Source organism: Streptomyces sp. NPDC054842 (assembly GCF_053611025.1).
This window is the reverse complement of sequence record NZ_JBSGZN010000011.1, coordinates 130059-146371: the sequence shown is the minus strand read 5'-3', so window position 1 is coordinate 146371 and position 16313 is coordinate 130059. Positions and strand designations below refer to the sequence as shown.

Here is a 16313-nt window from a genome sequence, read left to right as displayed (position 1 = left end):
ATGCCCCGGTCCATCGAGGTTTTCTTAAGCGCCGCCGCAGCTTTCCTTCACGCCCCCGCGTCCGGCGGGCCGGGCGGTGTGCTCACAGGCCGTGGGCCTCCCGGCGTTCGAGCTGCGCGACGAGTTCCGACGCCATCGCCTTGATCGTCTCCAGGCCGGCTCTGCCCCACGGGCGCGGTTCGACGTCCACGACGCAGACCGTGCCGAGGGCGATGCCGGTGCGGTCGATGAGCGGGGCGCCCAGGTAGGAGCGGATGCCGATCTCGTCGACGACCGGATTGCCTGCGAACCGCGGATAGTCGCAGACGTCCTCCAGGACGAGTGCCTTGCGGCGGACCACCACGTGCGGGCAGAAGCCGTAGTCGCGGGCCAGGTGGCGGCCGAAGCCGCGGGTCCCGCCGTCCGCGGTCGCCGCGGTGATCAGCCGGGCGCCCGAGCCCGTGCCGTCCGGCGTGTGCAGACCGGCGAAGAACTGCCGTTTCTCGTCGATGAAGTTGACCATGGAGTACGGCACCGCGGCGACTTCCGCGAGCCGGTCCGCGAACGCGTCGAAGGCCGGCTCGGCGCGCTCGCCCAGGCCCAGCCGGCGCAGCCGCCGCACCCTGGTCGGCGCGTCCTTGTCCTCCGGGGTCAGCAGCAGACGACCTGCCGGACGCGGAGGGTCGTACGTCATAAGCGGGCTCCTCGATTCGGGACGGGGCTCATGTGTGGGCCCCGTGACTGGGGGCGTGGGTCGGCGCGTGGGCGAGGAGATGGCGGACCAGCGTGAGCAGGGTCTGCACGCCGGAGCTGGAGATCCGGGCGTCGCAGCGCACCACGGGGACCTCCGGATCGAGGTCGATGGCCGCGCGCACCTCGTCCGGGTCGTAGCGGTACGAACCGTCGAACTCGTTGATGGCGACGATGAATCCGAGGCCGCGCTGCTCGAAGAAGTCGACGGCCGCGAAACAGTCCTCCAGGCGGCGCGTGTCGGCGAGGATCACCGCGCCGAGCGCGCCCTCGGAGAGCTCGTCCCACATGAACCAGAAGCGCTCCTGCCCGGGCGTGCCGAACAGGTAGAGCACGTGTTCCGGATCCAGGGTGATGCGCCCGAAGTCCATCGCCACGGTCGTCTCGACCTTGTTCTCGATCCCGTCGAGGTTGTCGGTCGCCGCGCTGACCGTGGTGAGCAGCTCCTCCGTGCTGAGCGGCGCGATCTCGCTCACCGCGCCGACGAAGGTCGTCTTGCCGACCCCGAACCCGCCCGCCACCAGGATCTTCAGCGCGGTGGGGAAGGGATCAGAGCTGTCGTCGTAGTCCATCGAGCACTGCCTCCAGAAGAGACCGGTCAGTGGGGTTGTGGTGGAACTCGGGAGGCTTGGTGGTCAGCGCCCCGCAGTCGACGAGGTCCGACAGCAGCACCTTGGTGACGGCCGCCGGCAGCTTCAGGTGCGCGGCGATCTCCGCGACCGAGAGCGGCCCCCGGCACAGTTCGAGTGCCTGGGTGTGCTCCGGGCCGAGGTACCCGAGGGGGGTCGCCCCGGTGGTCATCACCTGCGAGAGCAGGTCGAGCGCGGTCGTGGGCCGGGTCCGGCCGTTGCTCACCGTGTACGGGCGCACCAGCCGGCCGGCCGCGTCGTCGAGCCAGGGCCCGTCGCCGGCCGCGGCCACCCTCAAGGCCTCATCGCCGACGGTTCGACGGCGACCTGCCGGGGCGCGGTCATCAGGTACGGCCGCACGCTCTTGACCAGCATCGCCATCTCGTAGCCGAGCACCGCCGCGTCGGCCTCGCGTCCGGCGAGCACGGCGAGGCAGGTGCCCGAGCCCGCGGTGGAGACGAACAGCAGCATCGAGTCGAGTTCGACGACGACCTGGCGTACGTCGCCGCCGTCGCCGAAGCGGTGTCCGGCGCTGCGTCCGAGGGAGTACAGGCCCGAGGCCAGCGCCGCCATGTGGTCGGCGCTGTCGGTGTCGAGGCCGTGGACCGACTTCACGAGCCCGTCGCAGGACAGGAGCACCGCGCTCGCGGTGTGCGGTACGCGCTGGACGAGGCCGCTCATCAGCCAGTCCAGGTCGGATACATGGCCGGTCGGCGCATCGCTCGCCATGATGGATCGACTCCTTGGAATACGAAGGTCTGCGGGAGCGGTGGGGGTGGGGGTGCTGGTCATCCGGCCGGTGCGCTCCCGTCGTGCCGGGTGGTGAGGTCGTGTCCCGGCGCGGGCGCGATCTCGCGCACTCCGTGCGCTTCGTGCCGCGCGGGCGCGTGGGTCGAGTGCTCCTCGGTTATGTGCGGCGCCTCCAGCGGCGTCTCGGCGTCCAGGGGCAGGTGCTCCCTGGGCGTGCCCTCCGGGTGACGTCCGTCGAGGGCCGCCTCCGGCGCGGGTGCGTACGACGGGGGCTGCGCCGGGAAGGCCGGGTGGGGGGCGGGCGGCTGCGGGGACGTGCCGGAGACGGGCGGTACGCCGAAGGGGGCCGCGGGGGACGGAGCGGACAGGCCGGTGTGCGGCGGGCCGGGGTGCGGCGGCTCGCCGTGCGGCCCGTCGGGCAGGAGCCCGTCCCTGTGGCGAACTCCCATGTGTAGGACCTCCACCATGGCCGGCGCGTCCATGTGGTCCGGCGCCAGGTGGTCCCGCTCCGTGTAGGCCGTCTCCCGCTGGGCCGCCTCCGCGAGGCCGATGCCGCGCTGGAAGGCGGCCATCAGGCCGGGGTCGTGGCCGACGTGCTGGTCGGCGTCCGGCCGGGGCAGGGTCGTCGGACCGTCGCGGAGCTGGGGCGCGATGTGCTCCTGTGCCCGGCGCCGGGGCAGCTGCGGCGGCCTGCCCATGGTGCCGCGCACGGCGCCGTTGCGCGGCACGGGCGGGGTGCCGGCGTTCTCCGCCACGGTCCGCCGGTCCTCGGGCCGGACGCCGGGCACGGCCTCCGCCGGGGTGGGCCGCTCCTCGCGGGCGCCGCGCACGGGCAGCGGCGCGGGACCGCCGTCGGCGCCGGACGCGGTGGCCGGTGCCCGCCCCGGCCGGCGCGTCTGCCGGGGCAGCTCGGGCGCCGCGGCGTGCCGGGGCGCGGACGGCTCGGGCGCGGTCCCGGCGGCGAGCTGCGGCGGGCCGGGCTCCGGACGCGCCGTCTCCCGCGCGGGTGTGCGCGGTACGGCCCCGGTGTCCTCCGGGTCGGTGCCCAGCAGCGCCTGCGGCACGACGAGCACGGCCTGGACACCGCCGTAGATGTTCGTCTGGAGCCGTACGTGGATGCCGTGCCGCCGGGCCAGCTGCGAGACCACGAACAGTCCGATGCGGCCGTCCTGGAGCAGGCTCGCGACGTTGACCTGGTCGGGGTCGGCGAGCAGGGCGTTCATCTTGTCCTGCTCGCCGACGGGCATGCCGAGGCCCCGGTCCTCGACCTCGACGGCCAGTCCCGAGGTGACGAGGCTGGCCCGGAGCAGCACCTGGGTGTGCGGGGCCGAGAACACCGTGGCGTTCTCGACGAGTTCCGCGAGCAGGTGGATGACGTCGGCGACCGCGTGCCCGCGCAGGGTGCCGTCGATCGGCGGCACCAGCTTGACGCGCGAGTACTGCTCGACCTCGGCGATCGCGGACCGCAGCACCTCGGTCGTGGTGACGGGATTGCTCCACTGGCGCCGGGAGACGGCCCCGCCGAGGACGGCGAGGTTCTCGGCGTGGCGGCGGATGCGGGTGGCGAGGTGGTCGACGTGGAAGAGGCCCTTGAGCAGGTCGGGGTCCTCGATCTCGTTCTCCAGCTCGTCCAGGATGGAGATCTCCCGGTGCACGAGGGACTGGAGCCGCCGGGCCAGATTGACGAAGACCTCGACCTTCTGCTCGCTGCCCGCGTGGCTGGAGAGCCGCGCGGCCTGCACGACCGCGGTCGCCGCGCCGTCCTGGGCGCGGACCAGGTCGGCGGCGAGCAGCTCGAAGTCGTCGGCGTCCCCGGGCGGCCCCTTGCGCGGCTTGCGCCGGGGGGCGGCCTCGCCGCGGCGCAGCGTCTCGACGAGGGCACGCAGGTCGGCCTCGCCGCGGGCGGTGGTGCGGCGCAGGGCGGCGACGCGGTCGCGGACGGACCTGGCCGCGCGGTCGGCCGCGATCGCGGCGATCACGATGCCCGCGAGCGCGACGCCGACGGCACCGGCGAGCACGGCCCACAGCGCCGGGCCGGGCCGGGCCCCGGCCGTGCGCACGATGAACAGCACGGCGGCGCAGGCGCTCAGGGCCACCGCGATCGGCGGCAGCACGGCCAGCCGCAGCAGCTGAGACCGTATGTGGGTCTCGGGCAGCGGCGGAGCGGCGCGGGCGACCGGCCGCCCGTGCCGGCCGCCCTCACGGCGGTCTGCGCGTGCGGCCGGTGCGCGGAGGTGAGACATCGGCGTCCTCGTACTGGTGCGTCGGGGGCACGGGACCCCCGCGGGTCTGCGCGACTCGGGCATGCGCCATCGCGAAGTCGGCCGGCGGAGCCGAGGAGATCGACCCCGTGTCGCCCGACGGCCACTCACAGTAGTCGGCAACGTGTCTCGCGCGGCGGGCAGTTGGCAAAGTCCTCCGGCGACCGTCCCGCTCTGGTATGAGGCTTCGTACGACAGACCGACAAGCGCCTCGAATACGCGCTCACGTCCGGAAACGAATCGATCGGACCTGGTCGGAAGCGGTCAGCGACAAACGTCGAGGGCCGAGGAGCGGTGTGCTCCTCGGCCCTCGCCGTACGACTCCGCGTCCCGGCCGGTCACCCGGCGGGGACGGTCTCCGGCTCTCCCGTGCCTTCGGTGGACCTGGCCCCGGGGTCACTCGCCGTGGCCTGGGAGGCCGGGGCGGGCGCCTCGGCCGGAGCGGGCCAGCCGCCCCCGGGCTCCCGGGCGACGCCACGCCACCAGGGCTCGGACGGGACGGTCTCGGCGGTGGGCTCGAACGGCTCGCCCGGGTGCGGCAGGGCGACACGGGCGCCCGCCGCGCGGGCGGCGTCGACCGTGCCCTCGCCGGGCTCCACCCAGGGGTGCGTCGCGAGGTTGAACGTCGCCCAGTGGATCGGCATCATCACGCCGGCGGGCCGGCCGCCCTGGAGGTCCAGGTGCGTCCGCATGCCCTCCTCGGGCGTCATGTGGATGTCCGGCCAGAACTCGCTGTACGCGCCGACCTGGATCATCGTCAGGTCGAACGGGCCGTGCTCGGCGCCGATGTCCTTGAAGCCCTCGAAGTAGCCCGTGTCGCCGCTGTGGTAGATCCGGTGCTCGTCGCCCGCGACGGCCCAGGACGCCCAGAGCGTGTGCTGAGCGTTGCGCAGGCCGCGGCCGCAGAAGTGGCGCGCCGGGGTGGCGGTCAGGGTGAGACCCCCGACCTTCGTCGACTCGTTCCAGTCCAGCTCGCGCAGCCGGTCGGCGGAGACGCCCCAGCGCTCCAGGTGCGCGCCGACACCGAGCGGCACCGCGAAGACGGTGTCCGTGCCGGCCAGGGTCCTGATGCTCGGCATGTCCAGGTGGTCGTAGTGGTCGTGCGAGATGACGACGACGTCGACCGGGCCGAGCGCGGCCAGCGGCAGGGGCACGGGATGCAGCCGCTTGGGCCCGGCGAAGGCGAACGGGGAGCAGCGGTCGCCCCACACGGGGTCGAAGAGCACCCGGTGCCCGTCGATCTCGGCCAGCACGCTGGAGTGTCCCATCCAGGTGATCCGCAGTCCGCTCGCGGGAGGCGCCGCCAGGTCCGCGAGGGTCGTGGGGTGAACCGGCACCGCGCCGACCGGGGACCGGTGCAGCCGCTCCTCCCGGCGGAAGAAGACCTTCGCGAACTCGACCATGGACCCGTCGGGGCGGATCCGGGCACTCTCCGGGTTCTTGAAGACACCGTCGGCGAAGTTGGGCGACCTGCGGATGCGCTCCAGGCGCTCGCCGCTCGGATCCGCGCCGAAGGCGGCGGGCCGCAACGAGCGGAGCCCGGAGCTCAGGGGACGGGAACCGGTCACGGCAACCTCCTGGTGGAGTCGGTCTGACTTCCCATTATGGTCCGCCCCTCCGACAACGCCGGGTCGTCCGGGTGACAGCACGGTGTCACGGACTCCACCGGCCGGGTGCGCACACCGGTTCACAATTGATCCGCTGTTCAGTAAGAGGCGCCGCCCGGCTATCATCCCTGCGGATCCCGACGGAGGAGTCACCGGAAGGTCCGGGGGCGGATCGGGGAACGCGCGTGCGTACGCGGGGATCCCCGCCGGCGGCCAGGACAGCCGGGCGGACCGCCGGCACCCGCCCGGACTCCGCGCCCTCCGGCGAAGGCCCGGGCCCGGGCTCGGGTCGTATGGGATCGCCGCACGTCCACTCGATCCGCCGCCGACACCCACACCCGGCACCGATCACCGCCGTCAACACCGCCACCGCCGGAACCGGCCCACGGACCCACCACCCACCGGCCCACCGGTCCCCGACCCCAGGAGCCCCCATGACCGCCCCCGGCGACGCCCCGCTCATCAAGCTGACGTGGACCGACCACGTCACCGGACGCGAGGGGCACCTCGTGGTCGACCGGCTGGTGCGCGGGGTCTCCAGCGGCGGGCTGCGGATGCGGGAGGGCTGCACGGTCGAGGAGGTCGCGGGGCTCGCCCGCGGCATGACCATGAAGGAGGCCCTGCACTACGACCCCGAGGGCCGCTACATCCCCCTGGGCGGCGCCAAGGGAGGCATCGACTGCGACCCCCGGGACCCGGAGGCGTACGGCGTGCTCGTGCGGTACCTGCGCGCGGTGCGCCCCTACGTCGAGAGCGTCTGGGCGACCGGGGAGGACCTCGGGCTCACGCAGGACGTCGTGGACCGGGCGATGGCGGAGGCGGGGCTCGTCTCCTCGATCCAGGCCGTGTACCCGCTGCTCGACGACGAGGCGGCGGCCCGGCGGCGGCTGGCGGACGCGTTCGCGGTCGAGGTGGACGGCATCGGGCTCGACGAGCTGGCCGGTGGCTGCGGGGTCGCCGAGTCCGTGCTGGCGGCCCTGGACCGGGCGGGCGTGCCGTACGCCGGGACCCGTGTCGCCGTGCAGGGCCTGGGCACCATGGGCGGGGCGACGGCGCGCTTCCTGGCGCGCGCCGGGCTCACCGTGGTGGCGGTCGCCGACGTCAAGGGCACGATCGCCGATCCGCGCGGACTCGACGTCGACGCGCTGCTGGCCGCACGGGACGCGTACGGCACCGTCGACCGCGGCGCGCTGCGGTCCACGGACCGCGAACTGGACGCCGACGCCTGGCTGTTCACCGACGCGGAGGTCCTGGTGCCGGCCGCCGTCTCGTACGCGGTCGACACCGACAACCAGGCCGGGATCAGGGCCCGTTGGATCGTGGAGGCCGCCAACATGCCCGTGCGGCCCGAGGCGGAGGAACTGCTCACCGCGCGCGGGGTCACCGTCCTGCCGGACGTGGTGGTGAACTCCGGCACCAACGCCTGGTGGTGGTGGACGCTGTTCGGCGACATCGGCCCCGACGCGGACGAGGCGTTCACGCACATCCGTCGCTCGATGCGCGCCCTGATCGACCGGATGCTGGCCCGCGCGGAGGCCGACGGCAGCACTCCCAGGGAGGCGGCGCACGCCATCGTCGCCGACCGGCTGCCGGTGATCGCCGAGCGGTTCGGCCGGTACCGCTGAGGTCCCGTCACCCCTCGGCGCCCGACCGGCCCCGGGCCTGCGTCGGGCCGTCCGGCGCGACGGATTAGGGTTGCCGCGTGGCGAGAGTGCGGTTGAGTGTGGGCCGGCGGCGCGAGGAGCTGCTGCGGGCGGCCATCGGGCAGATCGAGGCGCGGGGTGTCGCGGCCGTACGGATCGCCGACGTGGCCGCGGCGCTGGGAGTGAGCAACGCGCTGGTCCTCTACCACTTCTCGACCAAGGAGAAGCTGGTCGCGGAGGCGTTCACGTTCGCCGCCGAGGACGACCTGGCCAAGCTGCGCAAACTGCTGGGCCGGCGTACGTCGGCACTGCGCAGGCTGCGGGCCGCCGTGCGCTGGTACGCGCCGACCGGACAGGCCAAGGGCTGGCGGCTGTGGATCGAGGGCTGGGCGGTGGCCCTGCGCGAGCCGGGACTGCGCGAGGTCACCCAGGGCCTCGACCGGCAGTGGAAGGCCGCGATCGCCGAGGTCATCGCGGAGGGCGTGGCCGCGGGCGAGTTCGCGTGCCCGGACCCCATGGACGCGGCCTTGCGGCTGACGGCCCTGCTGGACGGTCTGGCCGTGCAGATGACGGCGTACCCCGGCTCGGTGTCCCGCGCGCGTACCCAGGCGTGGGTGGACGAGGCGCTCGCCCGCGAACTGGGCCTGGAGCGCGAGGCCTTGACCGCACCGCCCGGCGCCTGAGACACCGGCGGACACGGGTCCCGTCAACTCACCTCGCCCAAGGGCCCGTTGGCGACCGATCCGGCCCCTCCCCCGCGAGGCCGACGGCCGCCGCCCTGCCGTCGACGCCGGGTTGCGTCTCCGCCGCGATGTCGGCGGGGCGCCGTGGCGGTCCGGCCGCCCGACCGGGACCGGTGGCCGCACGGTGCCCCCGATCGCAGGCGTGATCGACCCGCGTACGCACCCGGCGGGCGCTCCGTCCGGCCCCTCGGCCCGCTCAGAGCGCGGTCGGCCCGCGCCCGCGTACCCACTCGCCCGGGGCAGAGCCCGGTCCTTCGCCCCGCTCAGACGGCCGGTGCGATCCGCGTCTTGATGTCGTGGGGCGACAGGCTGCCCTTCGCCGCCACGTGGTCCCCGGAGGACTCACCGCGCAGCCGGCGTCCGATCCACGGCACGAGGTACTCGCGCGCCCACTGGATGTTGTCGCGGCGCACCTCGAAGGTGCCGCGCGGCGGCAGCGGGGGCCACGGCTGGTCCGGGTCCGCCGGGACCTCCAGGCCGAGGACCTGTCCGGCCCGCAGGGCGACGCGGGTGTGCCCCTCGGGGGAGAGGTGGAGCCGGTCGCCGTCCCAGGCCCGCCGGTCCTGCACGGTCCTGAGGGACCACAGGTCGAGCACCGGGCAGCCGTAGCGGTCGGCGATGGCGCGTACGTGTCCGTTGTACGTCGCGATCTTGCCGCGCAGGTGCTTGAGCACGGGCACGCCGCGGGTGTCGAACCCGGTGGTCACCATGACGGTGCCGACGGCCGAGGTGAGGTCGGCGACGGCCCGTTCGAAGCGCTCGGCGACCTCGTCGGGATCGGTGCCGGGCCGGATGATGTCGTTGCCGCCCGCGCAGAAGGAGACGAGGTCGGGTTCCAGCGCCTTGGCCTGCGGAAGCTGGTCCGCCACGATCTGGTCGAGCAGTTTGCCGCGTACGGCGAGGTTGGTGTAGCCGAAGTCGCCCTCGGGCCGTCGGTCCGCGAGCAGTACGGCGAACCGGTCGGCCCAGCCGACGAAGGCCCCGTCCGGACCGGGATCGCCGACGCCCTCGGTGAAGCTGTCCCCCACCGCCACGTACGACCCGATCACTGATCTGTTGTCACTCTTCGAATCGTCTGCCACATCGGCCCATGATTCACCTTTTGATGTGAGCTACGCGACCGTAGGAAAGGGTTGACGGGCGGTGAGATAAGCCACTCGTCAAGTGTTGGTCAATCCCGGAATAAGGCGGTGTGCGAGGGCGGTTGACGAGCCTCAACGCCTGCGGTCCGCCGTCCTCGGTAGGTGCTCCCCGGACGTCCACGCGTGCACTGCGAGCGACGTGCCGCCGGCCCGGTACGACAGAGGCCGGACCCCCGTGATCGGGGTCCGGCCTCCCGCGTGCGGGTGCGGGTGTCAGCCGACGGAGACGCCGTGCGCGCGCAGGTACGCGAGCGGGTCCACGTCCGAGCCGTAGTCCGGCGTGGTGCGGATCTCGAAGTGCAGGTGCGGTCCGGTGACGTTGCCGGTCGCGCCGGACAGGCCGATCTGCTGGCCGCCGGTCACCGTCTGCCCGGCCGAGACCGACAGCGAGGACAGGTGGGCGTACTGGGAGTACTGGCCGTCGGCCTGCCGGATGACGACCTGGTTGCCGTACGCGCCGCCCCAGCCGGCCGAGACGACGGTGCCCGGTCCGACGGCCTTGAGGGTGGTGCCGGTCGGGACGACGAAGTCGACGCCGGTGTGGTAGCCGCTCGACCACATGCTGCCCGCGGTCTTGTACGAGGTGCCGACGGTCGCGCCCTCGACCGGCAGGGTGTAGCCGGAGCTGCTGGTCGCGGCGGCCGGGGCGGCCTTCGTCCTGGCCGTCTGGGTGGTCTTGCCGGACGGCTTGGCCGCGGTGGACGGCTTGGCGGGGGCGGACGCGGCCTTGCCGCCGAGCGTCAGCTTCAGACCCGGGTGGATCAGCGCGGGGTTGCCGCCGATGGCCTTGCGGTTGTCCTGGTAGAGCTTCTTCCAGCCGCCGCTGACGTCCTGGTCGTCGGCGATCTTCGCGAGGGAGTCGCCGGCCTTGACCGCGTAGGTCTTGGCCGCGGCCTTCTGGGCGGCGACGGGCGCGGCGGCGACGGTCTTCTCCGTGGCGGCGGAGGCGGCGGCCGCCGGAGTGGCGGCGTGGGCGCCGGCGGCTCCCAGCAGGGGCAGCGCGAGTGCGGCGCCACCGGTGCCGGCGACGGCTATCGAGCGGGTGATGCGCAGGGACTTGGGACGGCGGTGCTTACCCTTCGCGGGCATGGTGATTTCCTCTCCGGCGCCTGCGAGGTGAGCTGTCGGGTGCGAGCTGGAGATGCCCGGCCGCGTTGCGCGCGGCTTAACCCCTAGCCCGTTCCGGAGACCGGAACAGGCGTCGTACCTGTGGGTCCCCCGCTCCTGCCGTGGACGGGTGAGTGTGCGGGTTCCGGGCGGCGGCAGGATTGGGCGTCCGTCCGGAGTGAGGGTGAACGTAAGCGACATGAGAGGGCCTGGACAAGCTTGTGTGGTTCCTGTGCACACCCATTTCTTGATCCATGTCCCTATTGCCGGTGACTGTCCGTCGACGGGTGATCTTTCCGTAGCCGAAATCCCCTGTCGGCCCCGGGGATTTGGCGGACGGCGTCGGCGACGCACCGTCACCGGTATGACCCTGCTCACGCGGTTGGACGCCAGCACGCCCTAAATCACTGCCAGTTGGCCTCAAAGCAATAAATAGGACAGAACGGCCACTTGCGACACGAGGGGATATCCGTCGCAAGTGGCCGCTCCGTCCCGTCCGTGGCCGGGGTTCGCGGGCGCGGGGTCAGCCGAGGGGCCGGAAGCCGCGCAGCCGCAGGGAGTTGCCGACCACGAAGACCGAGGAGAAGGCCATGGCGGCTCCGGCGATCATCGGGTTGAGCAGTCCCGCCGCGGCGAGCGGCAGGGCGGCCACGTTGTAGGCGAAGGCCCAGAACAGGTTCGACCTGATGGTGCCCAGGGTCCTGCGGGACAGCCGGATCGCGTCGGCGGCGGCGCGCAGGTCGCCGCGTACGAGGGTGAGGTCGCCGGCCTCGATGGCCGCGTCGGTGCCGGTGCCCATGGCCAGGCCCAGGTCGGCCCGGGCGAGCGCGGCGGCGTCGTTGACACCGTCGCCGACCATCGCGACGCTGCGTCCCTCGGCCTGGAGCCGCTCCACGACGGCGACCTTGTCCTCCGGCATGACCTCGGCGATCACCTCGTCGACGCCGACCTCGGCCGCGACGGACTCGGCGACGGCCCGGTTGTCGCCGGTGAGCAGGACCGGGGTGAGGCCGAGGGCACGCAGCCGCCGGACGGCCTCGGCGCTGGTGTCCTTGACGGCGTCGGCGACTTCGAGGACCGCCCGCGCCTCGCCGTCCCAGGCCACGGCGATCGCGGTGCGGCCGGCAGCCTCCGCGGAGGTCCTCGCGCGCTCCAGCTCCGCCGGCAGGCTCATGGACCACTCCTGGAGCAGCCTCGCGCGGCCGACGAGGACGGCGTGACCGTCCACGACGCCCTGCACGCCCAGCCCGGCGACGTTGGCGAAGTCCTCGGGGACCGGCAGGGTGACGCCCCGCTCCGCCGCCCCGGCGGCGACGGCCCGGGCGACGGGGTGCTCCGAGGCGTGCTCCAGGGCGCCCGCCAGCCGCAGCACCTCGGTCTCGCTGGTCGCGGGGGTGGTGTGGACGGCGAGGAGGGTCATCCTGCCGGTGGTGACGGTGCCGGTCTTGTCGAGGAGGATCGTGTCGACCTTGCGCGTGCTCTCCAGGACTTCCGGGCCCTTGATGAGAATGCCGAGCTGCGCGCCCCGGCCCGTGCCCACCATGAGCGCGGTCGGGGTCGCCAGGCCCAGCGCACAGGGGCAGGCGATGATCAGCACCGCCACCGCGGCGGTGAACGCGGCGGTCAGCCCGGCGCCGTTGCCCAGCCAGAAGCCGAGGGTGCCGAGCGCGAGGGCGAGGACGACGGGCACGAACACGGCGGAGATCCGGTCGGCCAGCCGCTGGGCCGCGGCCTTGCCGTTCTGCGCGTCCTCCACCAGCCGTGCCATGCGGGCGAGTTGGGTGTCCGTGCCGACCCGTGTGGCCTCCACGACGAGCCGGCCGCCGGCGTTCAGCGTGGCACCCGTGACCGCGTCACCGGCGCCGACCTCGGCCGGTACGGACTCACCGGTCAGCAGGGAGGCGTCGACGGCCGAGGTGCCCTCGACGACGATTCCGTCGGTGGCGATCTTCTCGCCGGGCCGGACCAGGAAGCGGTCCCCGGTCCGCAGCTCGTCCACCGGGACCAGCCGCTCACCGCCCTGCCGCAGCACGGTGACCTCCTTGGCCCCCAGTTCCAGCAGCGCCCTCAGCGCGGCTCCGGCCCGGCGCTTGGAGCGGGCCTCGAAGTAGCGGCCGGCCAGGATGAACGCGGTGACTCCGGCGGCGGCCTCCAGGTAGATGTTCCCGGCGCCGTCGGAGCGGCCGACGGTGAGCTCGAAGGGGTGGGTCATGCCCGGGGTGCCGGCGGCGCCGAGGAACAGCGCCCACAGGGACCACAGGAAGGCGGCCGTGGTGCCCACCGAGATGAGCGTGTCCATGGTGGCCGCGCCGTGGCGGGCGTTGGTGACGGCGGCCCGGTGGAACGGCCAGGCCGCGTAGGTGACGACGGGAGCGGCGAGGGTGAGGCTGAGCCACTGCCAGTACGTGAACTGGAGGGCGGGGACCATCGCCATCGCGACGACCGGGACCGCCAGGACGACGGCGGTGACCAGCCGTTGCCGCAGGGGCCGCAGCGGGTCGGTCTCGTCCGGGGCGGCGGTCTCCCGCCCCGGCCGGGTGTGCGGAGGAGCCGGTTCGGCGGCGGTGTAGCCGGTGGCCTCCACGGTGGCGATGAGGTCCGCCACCGACACGTCCCGGCCGCGGTAGCTGACCTTCGCCTTCTCCGTGGCGTAGTTGACGGTGGCCTCGACCCCGTCCATGCGGTTGAGCTTCTTCTCGATCCTGGCGGCGCACGAGGCGCAGGTCATGCCGCCGATGACGAGTTCGATGTCGGCGGTGTCGGGGACCGTGGTGGTCATCAGGGCTCCTCGGACTGGTGCGGAACGGGCTCGGGACGAGCACCGGGAAGCGGGGTGCCGGGCCCGGCGTGCGTCGGGCCCGGCGGCGGGCGGCGGGGCTCAGGCCGCCCGGCCGGTGAGTGCGTAGCCCGCCTCGTCCACCACGGCGGCGAGCACCTCGTCGTCGGGCTCGGTCTCCGTGGTGACCCGGACCTGTCCGGCGGCGAGGTCGACGTCCACGGAGAGGACGCCGTCGAGGGCGCCGATCTCCTTGGTGAGCGTGGCCTCGCAGTGCCCGCAGGTCATGCCGGACACGTCGTAGACGGTGCTGCGGGCGTCGGTGGGCGCGGTGCCGGTGGTGGCGGTACCGGTGGTGGAGCAGGTGCCGTCAGGGGTGCAGCAGGACATGGGGATCTCCTCGTCGGTGGGACGGCCGCCCGTTCGGATACCCCCTGGGGGTACCGTCGGCCGACCTCAGGTATACCCCTCCCCCGTATTCTTGGCAAGCCTCGCCCACCCCTCTTGTAAATACCCCTAGGGGGTATACGCTGCCCTTGAGAGCACCGCCCAGGACACGCTTCAAGGGGAGAACCGCATGAACACCGCCGTGAAGATCACCGCGTTCGGCGCCGCACTCGCGGCCTCCTTCGCCGCCGCGTACGGCGTCGGCGACGCCGTGGGTCCCGTGACCGCCGGCCCCGAGCCGGCCACGCACTCCGGCCATGACGGGGGCGCCTCACCCGGACCTGCGGGGAAGGGCGGCGACGCGGTCGCCTCAGGACTCCAGGTCTCCGAACGCGGCTACACCCTCGACCTCGGGACACCGGCCGTGCGCGCCGGGAAGGAGAGCCGGCTGAGCTTCGTCATCCGCGACCGGACCGGCCGTCGGGTCACCGCCTACCAGCGCGCGCACGACAAGGAACTCCACCTCATCGTCGCCTCGCGGGATCTGGTCACCTACCGGCACCTGCATCCCGTCCGGGCTGCCGACGGCACCTGGTCCACGCCCGTCGACCTGCCCGCCGCCGGCAGCTACCGGGTCTTCGCCGACTTCACCCCGGCCGCCGGGGGCGCCGGCAACCTCACCCTCGGCGCCGACCTCGCGGTCTCCGGCACGTACAAGCCGGCGAAGCCGCCCGAGCCGTCCCGCACCGCGTCCGTGGACGGCTACACCGTGACGCTCAACGGTGACCTGCGCCCCGGGACACCAGGACGACTGAGGCTGAACGTCAGCAAGGACGGCCGCCCCGTCACCGATCTCCAGCCCTACCTCGGCGCGTACGGCCACCTCGTCGCCCTGCGTGCCGGGGACCTCGCCTACCTGCACGTCCACCCGCACGGCGATCCGGGCGACGGCACGACGAAGCCCGGCCCGGACGTCACCTTCACCGCCACCGCGCCCAGCGCCGGCACCTACCGCCTCTTCCTCGACTTCCGGCACCACGGCACCGTCCGCACGGCCGCCTTCACCGTGCGGGCGGGAGCGGGCACCGACGCCGGCCGGCACGAGGAGAGCACCGCGCCCTCCGAAGGCGCGGACGGCCACGCGCACTGACGCCCCCCGGATGAGCGGCGGCCGGGGCGGTCACGCGCGGTCAGCGCAGGAGGCGCAGGGCCAGGCGGGGGGCCTGGTGCACGAGGGCTGCCGCGGCCAGCCCGACCGCCGCCCCCGCGGCGACGTCGGACGGGTAGTGCGCGCCGGTGTGCACCCGCTCGGCGGCCACCATCAGGGCCGGGACCGCGCAGGCGGCGCCCGCCAACGGCCACACCGCGGCCACCGCGGCAGTGAACCCCACACCCGCGGCGGTGTGCCCGGACGGGAAGGAGGAGGACTCGGGCCGCTCGTGGACCTCCTCGTGCGAGATCCATTCCTTCGGCGGCCGCTCCCGCTCACAGGCCTGCTTGAGCACCCCGTTCGACACCAGCTCGGCCAGGGCCATGCTCGCCAGCCCCGCGGCCGCGGCCCGGCGGGCTCTCCAGCTGACCGTGCACATGAGGGCCGCGGCGCCCCACCACAGCTTGGTGTGCTGAGCCGCGTCCTCCACGGCGGGCAGCAGCCGCCGCGCACAGTCCGACTGCCACGCGGCCACCCGCCTCGTCAACCGGTGGTCGCTTTCCCGAAGATCCGCCCATGCGTTCATGACCTGCGACTTCCCGCCCGGGGCGAGTCGTAACGAGCGGGCCGCGGGATGCCCGTGGCAGCTCTCCGGCCGGTCCGGCCGCGCGCGGGCAGGGGGAACCGGGCGCCCCTCGACTCCCTCGCCGGGGGGCGCCCGGTCCCACCGGTCAACGGGCGCCGGTCACCGCTCCTGACGTGCCGGTACGGTGCCCTCCGACGCCTGGGCGGTGGCCTGCGCGGGCAGGACGGGCAGCGGACTCGTGCAGGAGGCGCAGCGGCGGGCCTCGGTGGGCACCGGGCTCAGGCACTCAGGGCACTCGCGCTTGGGCGCCTGCACGTCGTGGCTCGGCGCGAACCGCTGGTGCAGCTTGTTCACCGGCAGCACCACCAGGAAGTACAGGGCCGTGGCCACCAGCAGGAAGCTGATCGCGGCGTTGATGAACGCCCCGTAGGGGAAGTCGGTCCCGCCCGCCGTGAAGGTCTTGCGGCTGAGATCACCGGTGGCCCCGGACGCCAGCCCGACCAGCGGGGTCAGGAACGCCCGGACGAACCCGTTCACCACCGAGGTGAAGGCCGCTCCGATGACGATGCCGACCGCCAGGTCGACCACATTGCCGCGCAGGATGAATCCGCGGAAGCCCTTCACCTGTCACTCCTCCATGAGCCGTGTCACCGCCCGTCGGCGCGGGCGGCCATCCGCGCGGCCCGGCGCCCCTACGAGCGACGTCTTACCGGCTTGGCGCCGGGCAACCGCCGAGCGCGTCACTCCGCTTGGCGGCCGGGCCGGGAGGCCTGTGGACAACTCATTGCCCCGGGAACCCATGT

Annotated in this window: 15 protein-coding genes and 1 riboswitch; of the genes, 3 read left to right on the top strand and 12 right to left on the bottom strand. The window is 73.7% G+C overall.

Annotation, left to right across the window (positions count from 1 at the left end; translation table 11 throughout):
- Positions 1 to 82: 82 nt before the first annotated feature.
- The 6 genes from ACWGIS_RS11530 to ACWGIS_RS11505 all read right to left on the bottom strand — a co-directional run bounded on the left by ACWGIS_RS11530 (position 83) and on the right by ACWGIS_RS11505 (position 5937).
- Positions 83 to 673 carry a GAF domain-containing protein gene (locus ACWGIS_RS11530; RefSeq protein ID WP_453362182.1) on the bottom strand — a complete coding sequence of 197 codons (591 nt, stop codon included), beginning with the start codon at positions 671 to 673 and terminating at the stop codon, positions 83 to 85.
- Between the two features lie 28 nt (positions 674 to 701).
- Positions 702 to 1301 carry a GTP-binding protein gene (locus ACWGIS_RS11525; protein ID WP_453362181.1) on the bottom strand — a complete coding sequence of 200 codons (600 nt, stop codon included), beginning with the start codon at positions 1299 to 1301 and terminating at the stop codon, positions 702 to 704.
- Positions 1279 to 1650, bottom strand: a complete 372-nt coding sequence (locus ACWGIS_RS11520; protein ID WP_355795961.1) for a DUF742 domain-containing protein — start codon at positions 1648 to 1650, stop codon at positions 1279 to 1281. The genes ACWGIS_RS11525 and ACWGIS_RS11520 overlap by 23 nt, the downstream gene beginning before the upstream one ends.
- Before the next feature lie 2 nt (positions 1651 to 1652).
- The gene (locus ACWGIS_RS11515) at positions 1653 to 2087 is read right to left on the bottom strand and encodes a roadblock/LC7 domain-containing protein (protein WP_453362180.1); all 435 of its coding nucleotides are present in this window, start codon (positions 2085 to 2087) and stop codon (positions 1653 to 1655) included.
- Positions 2088 to 2146: 59 nt separating this feature from the next.
- On the bottom strand, positions 2147 to 4351 hold the full coding sequence (locus tag ACWGIS_RS11510; protein ID WP_453362179.1) for an ATP-binding protein: 2205 nt from the start codon (positions 4349 to 4351) through the stop codon (positions 2147 to 2149).
- A 356-nt stretch (positions 4352 to 4707) separates the two neighbouring features.
- Positions 4708 to 5937 (bottom strand): MBL fold metallo-hydrolase, encoded by a 1230-nt coding sequence (locus tag ACWGIS_RS11505; protein ID WP_453362178.1) that lies wholly within the window; start codon positions 5935 to 5937, stop codon positions 4708 to 4710.
- Between the two features lie 473 nt (positions 5938 to 6410).
- Between ACWGIS_RS11505 and ACWGIS_RS11500 the strand changes: the two genes are divergently transcribed.
- Together ACWGIS_RS11500 and ACWGIS_RS11495 are read left to right on the top strand one after the other, a co-directional pair.
- Positions 6411 to 7601, top strand: a complete 1191-nt coding sequence (locus tag ACWGIS_RS11500; RefSeq protein ID WP_453362177.1) for a Glu/Leu/Phe/Val dehydrogenase dimerization domain-containing protein — start codon at positions 6411 to 6413, stop codon at positions 7599 to 7601.
- Positions 7602 to 7678: 77 nt separating this feature from the next.
- Positions 7679 to 8302 (top strand): TetR/AcrR family transcriptional regulator, encoded by a 624-nt coding sequence (locus tag ACWGIS_RS11495; RefSeq protein WP_453362176.1) that lies wholly within the window; start codon positions 7679 to 7681, stop codon positions 8300 to 8302.
- Between the two features lie 323 nt (positions 8303 to 8625).
- Here the strand turns inward: ACWGIS_RS11495 and ACWGIS_RS11490 are convergent, their stop codons facing one another.
- The 4 genes from ACWGIS_RS11490 to ACWGIS_RS11475 form a co-directional block, all read right to left on the bottom strand.
- On the bottom strand, positions 8626 to 9411 hold the full coding sequence (locus ACWGIS_RS11490; protein WP_453362222.1) for an SGNH/GDSL hydrolase family protein: 786 nt from the start codon (positions 9409 to 9411) through the stop codon (positions 8626 to 8628).
- Between the two features lie 306 nt (positions 9412 to 9717).
- Positions 9718 to 10593, bottom strand: a complete 876-nt coding sequence (locus ACWGIS_RS11485; RefSeq protein WP_453362175.1) for a peptidoglycan DD-metalloendopeptidase family protein — start codon at positions 10591 to 10593, stop codon at positions 9718 to 9720.
- A gap of 2 nt (positions 10594 to 10595) precedes the next feature.
- Positions 10596 to 10754, bottom strand: a riboswitch (cyclic di-AMP (ydaO/yuaA leader).
- 380 nt (positions 10755 to 11134) lie between these two features.
- Complete coding sequence (locus ACWGIS_RS11480) at positions 11135 to 13390, bottom strand: heavy metal translocating P-type ATPase (protein WP_453362174.1); 2256 nt, start codon at positions 13388 to 13390, stop codon at positions 11135 to 11137.
- Between the two features lie 99 nt (positions 13391 to 13489).
- A complete protein-coding gene (locus tag ACWGIS_RS11475) occupies positions 13490 to 13777 on the bottom strand; it encodes a heavy-metal-associated domain-containing protein (RefSeq protein WP_453362173.1) in 288 nt (95 codons plus the stop codon).
- 187 nt (positions 13778 to 13964) lie between these two features.
- Between ACWGIS_RS11475 and ACWGIS_RS11470 the strand changes: the two genes are divergently transcribed.
- Entirely contained in the window at positions 13965 to 14924 is a 960-nt protein-coding gene (locus ACWGIS_RS11470; protein ID WP_453362172.1) for a hypothetical protein, read from the top strand.
- 40 nt (positions 14925 to 14964) lie between these two features.
- Here the strand turns inward: ACWGIS_RS11470 and ACWGIS_RS11465 are convergent, their stop codons facing one another.
- Positions 14965 to 15510, bottom strand: coding sequence for a phosphatase PAP2 family protein (locus tag ACWGIS_RS11465; RefSeq protein WP_453362171.1), 546 nt, complete (start codon positions 15508 to 15510; stop codon positions 14965 to 14967).
- A 159-nt stretch (positions 15511 to 15669) separates the two neighbouring features.
- Complete coding sequence (mscL, locus tag ACWGIS_RS11460) at positions 15670 to 16134, bottom strand: large conductance mechanosensitive channel protein MscL (protein ID WP_453362170.1); 465 nt, start codon at positions 16132 to 16134, stop codon at positions 15670 to 15672.
- Between the last annotated feature and the right edge of the window lie 179 nt (positions 16135 to 16313).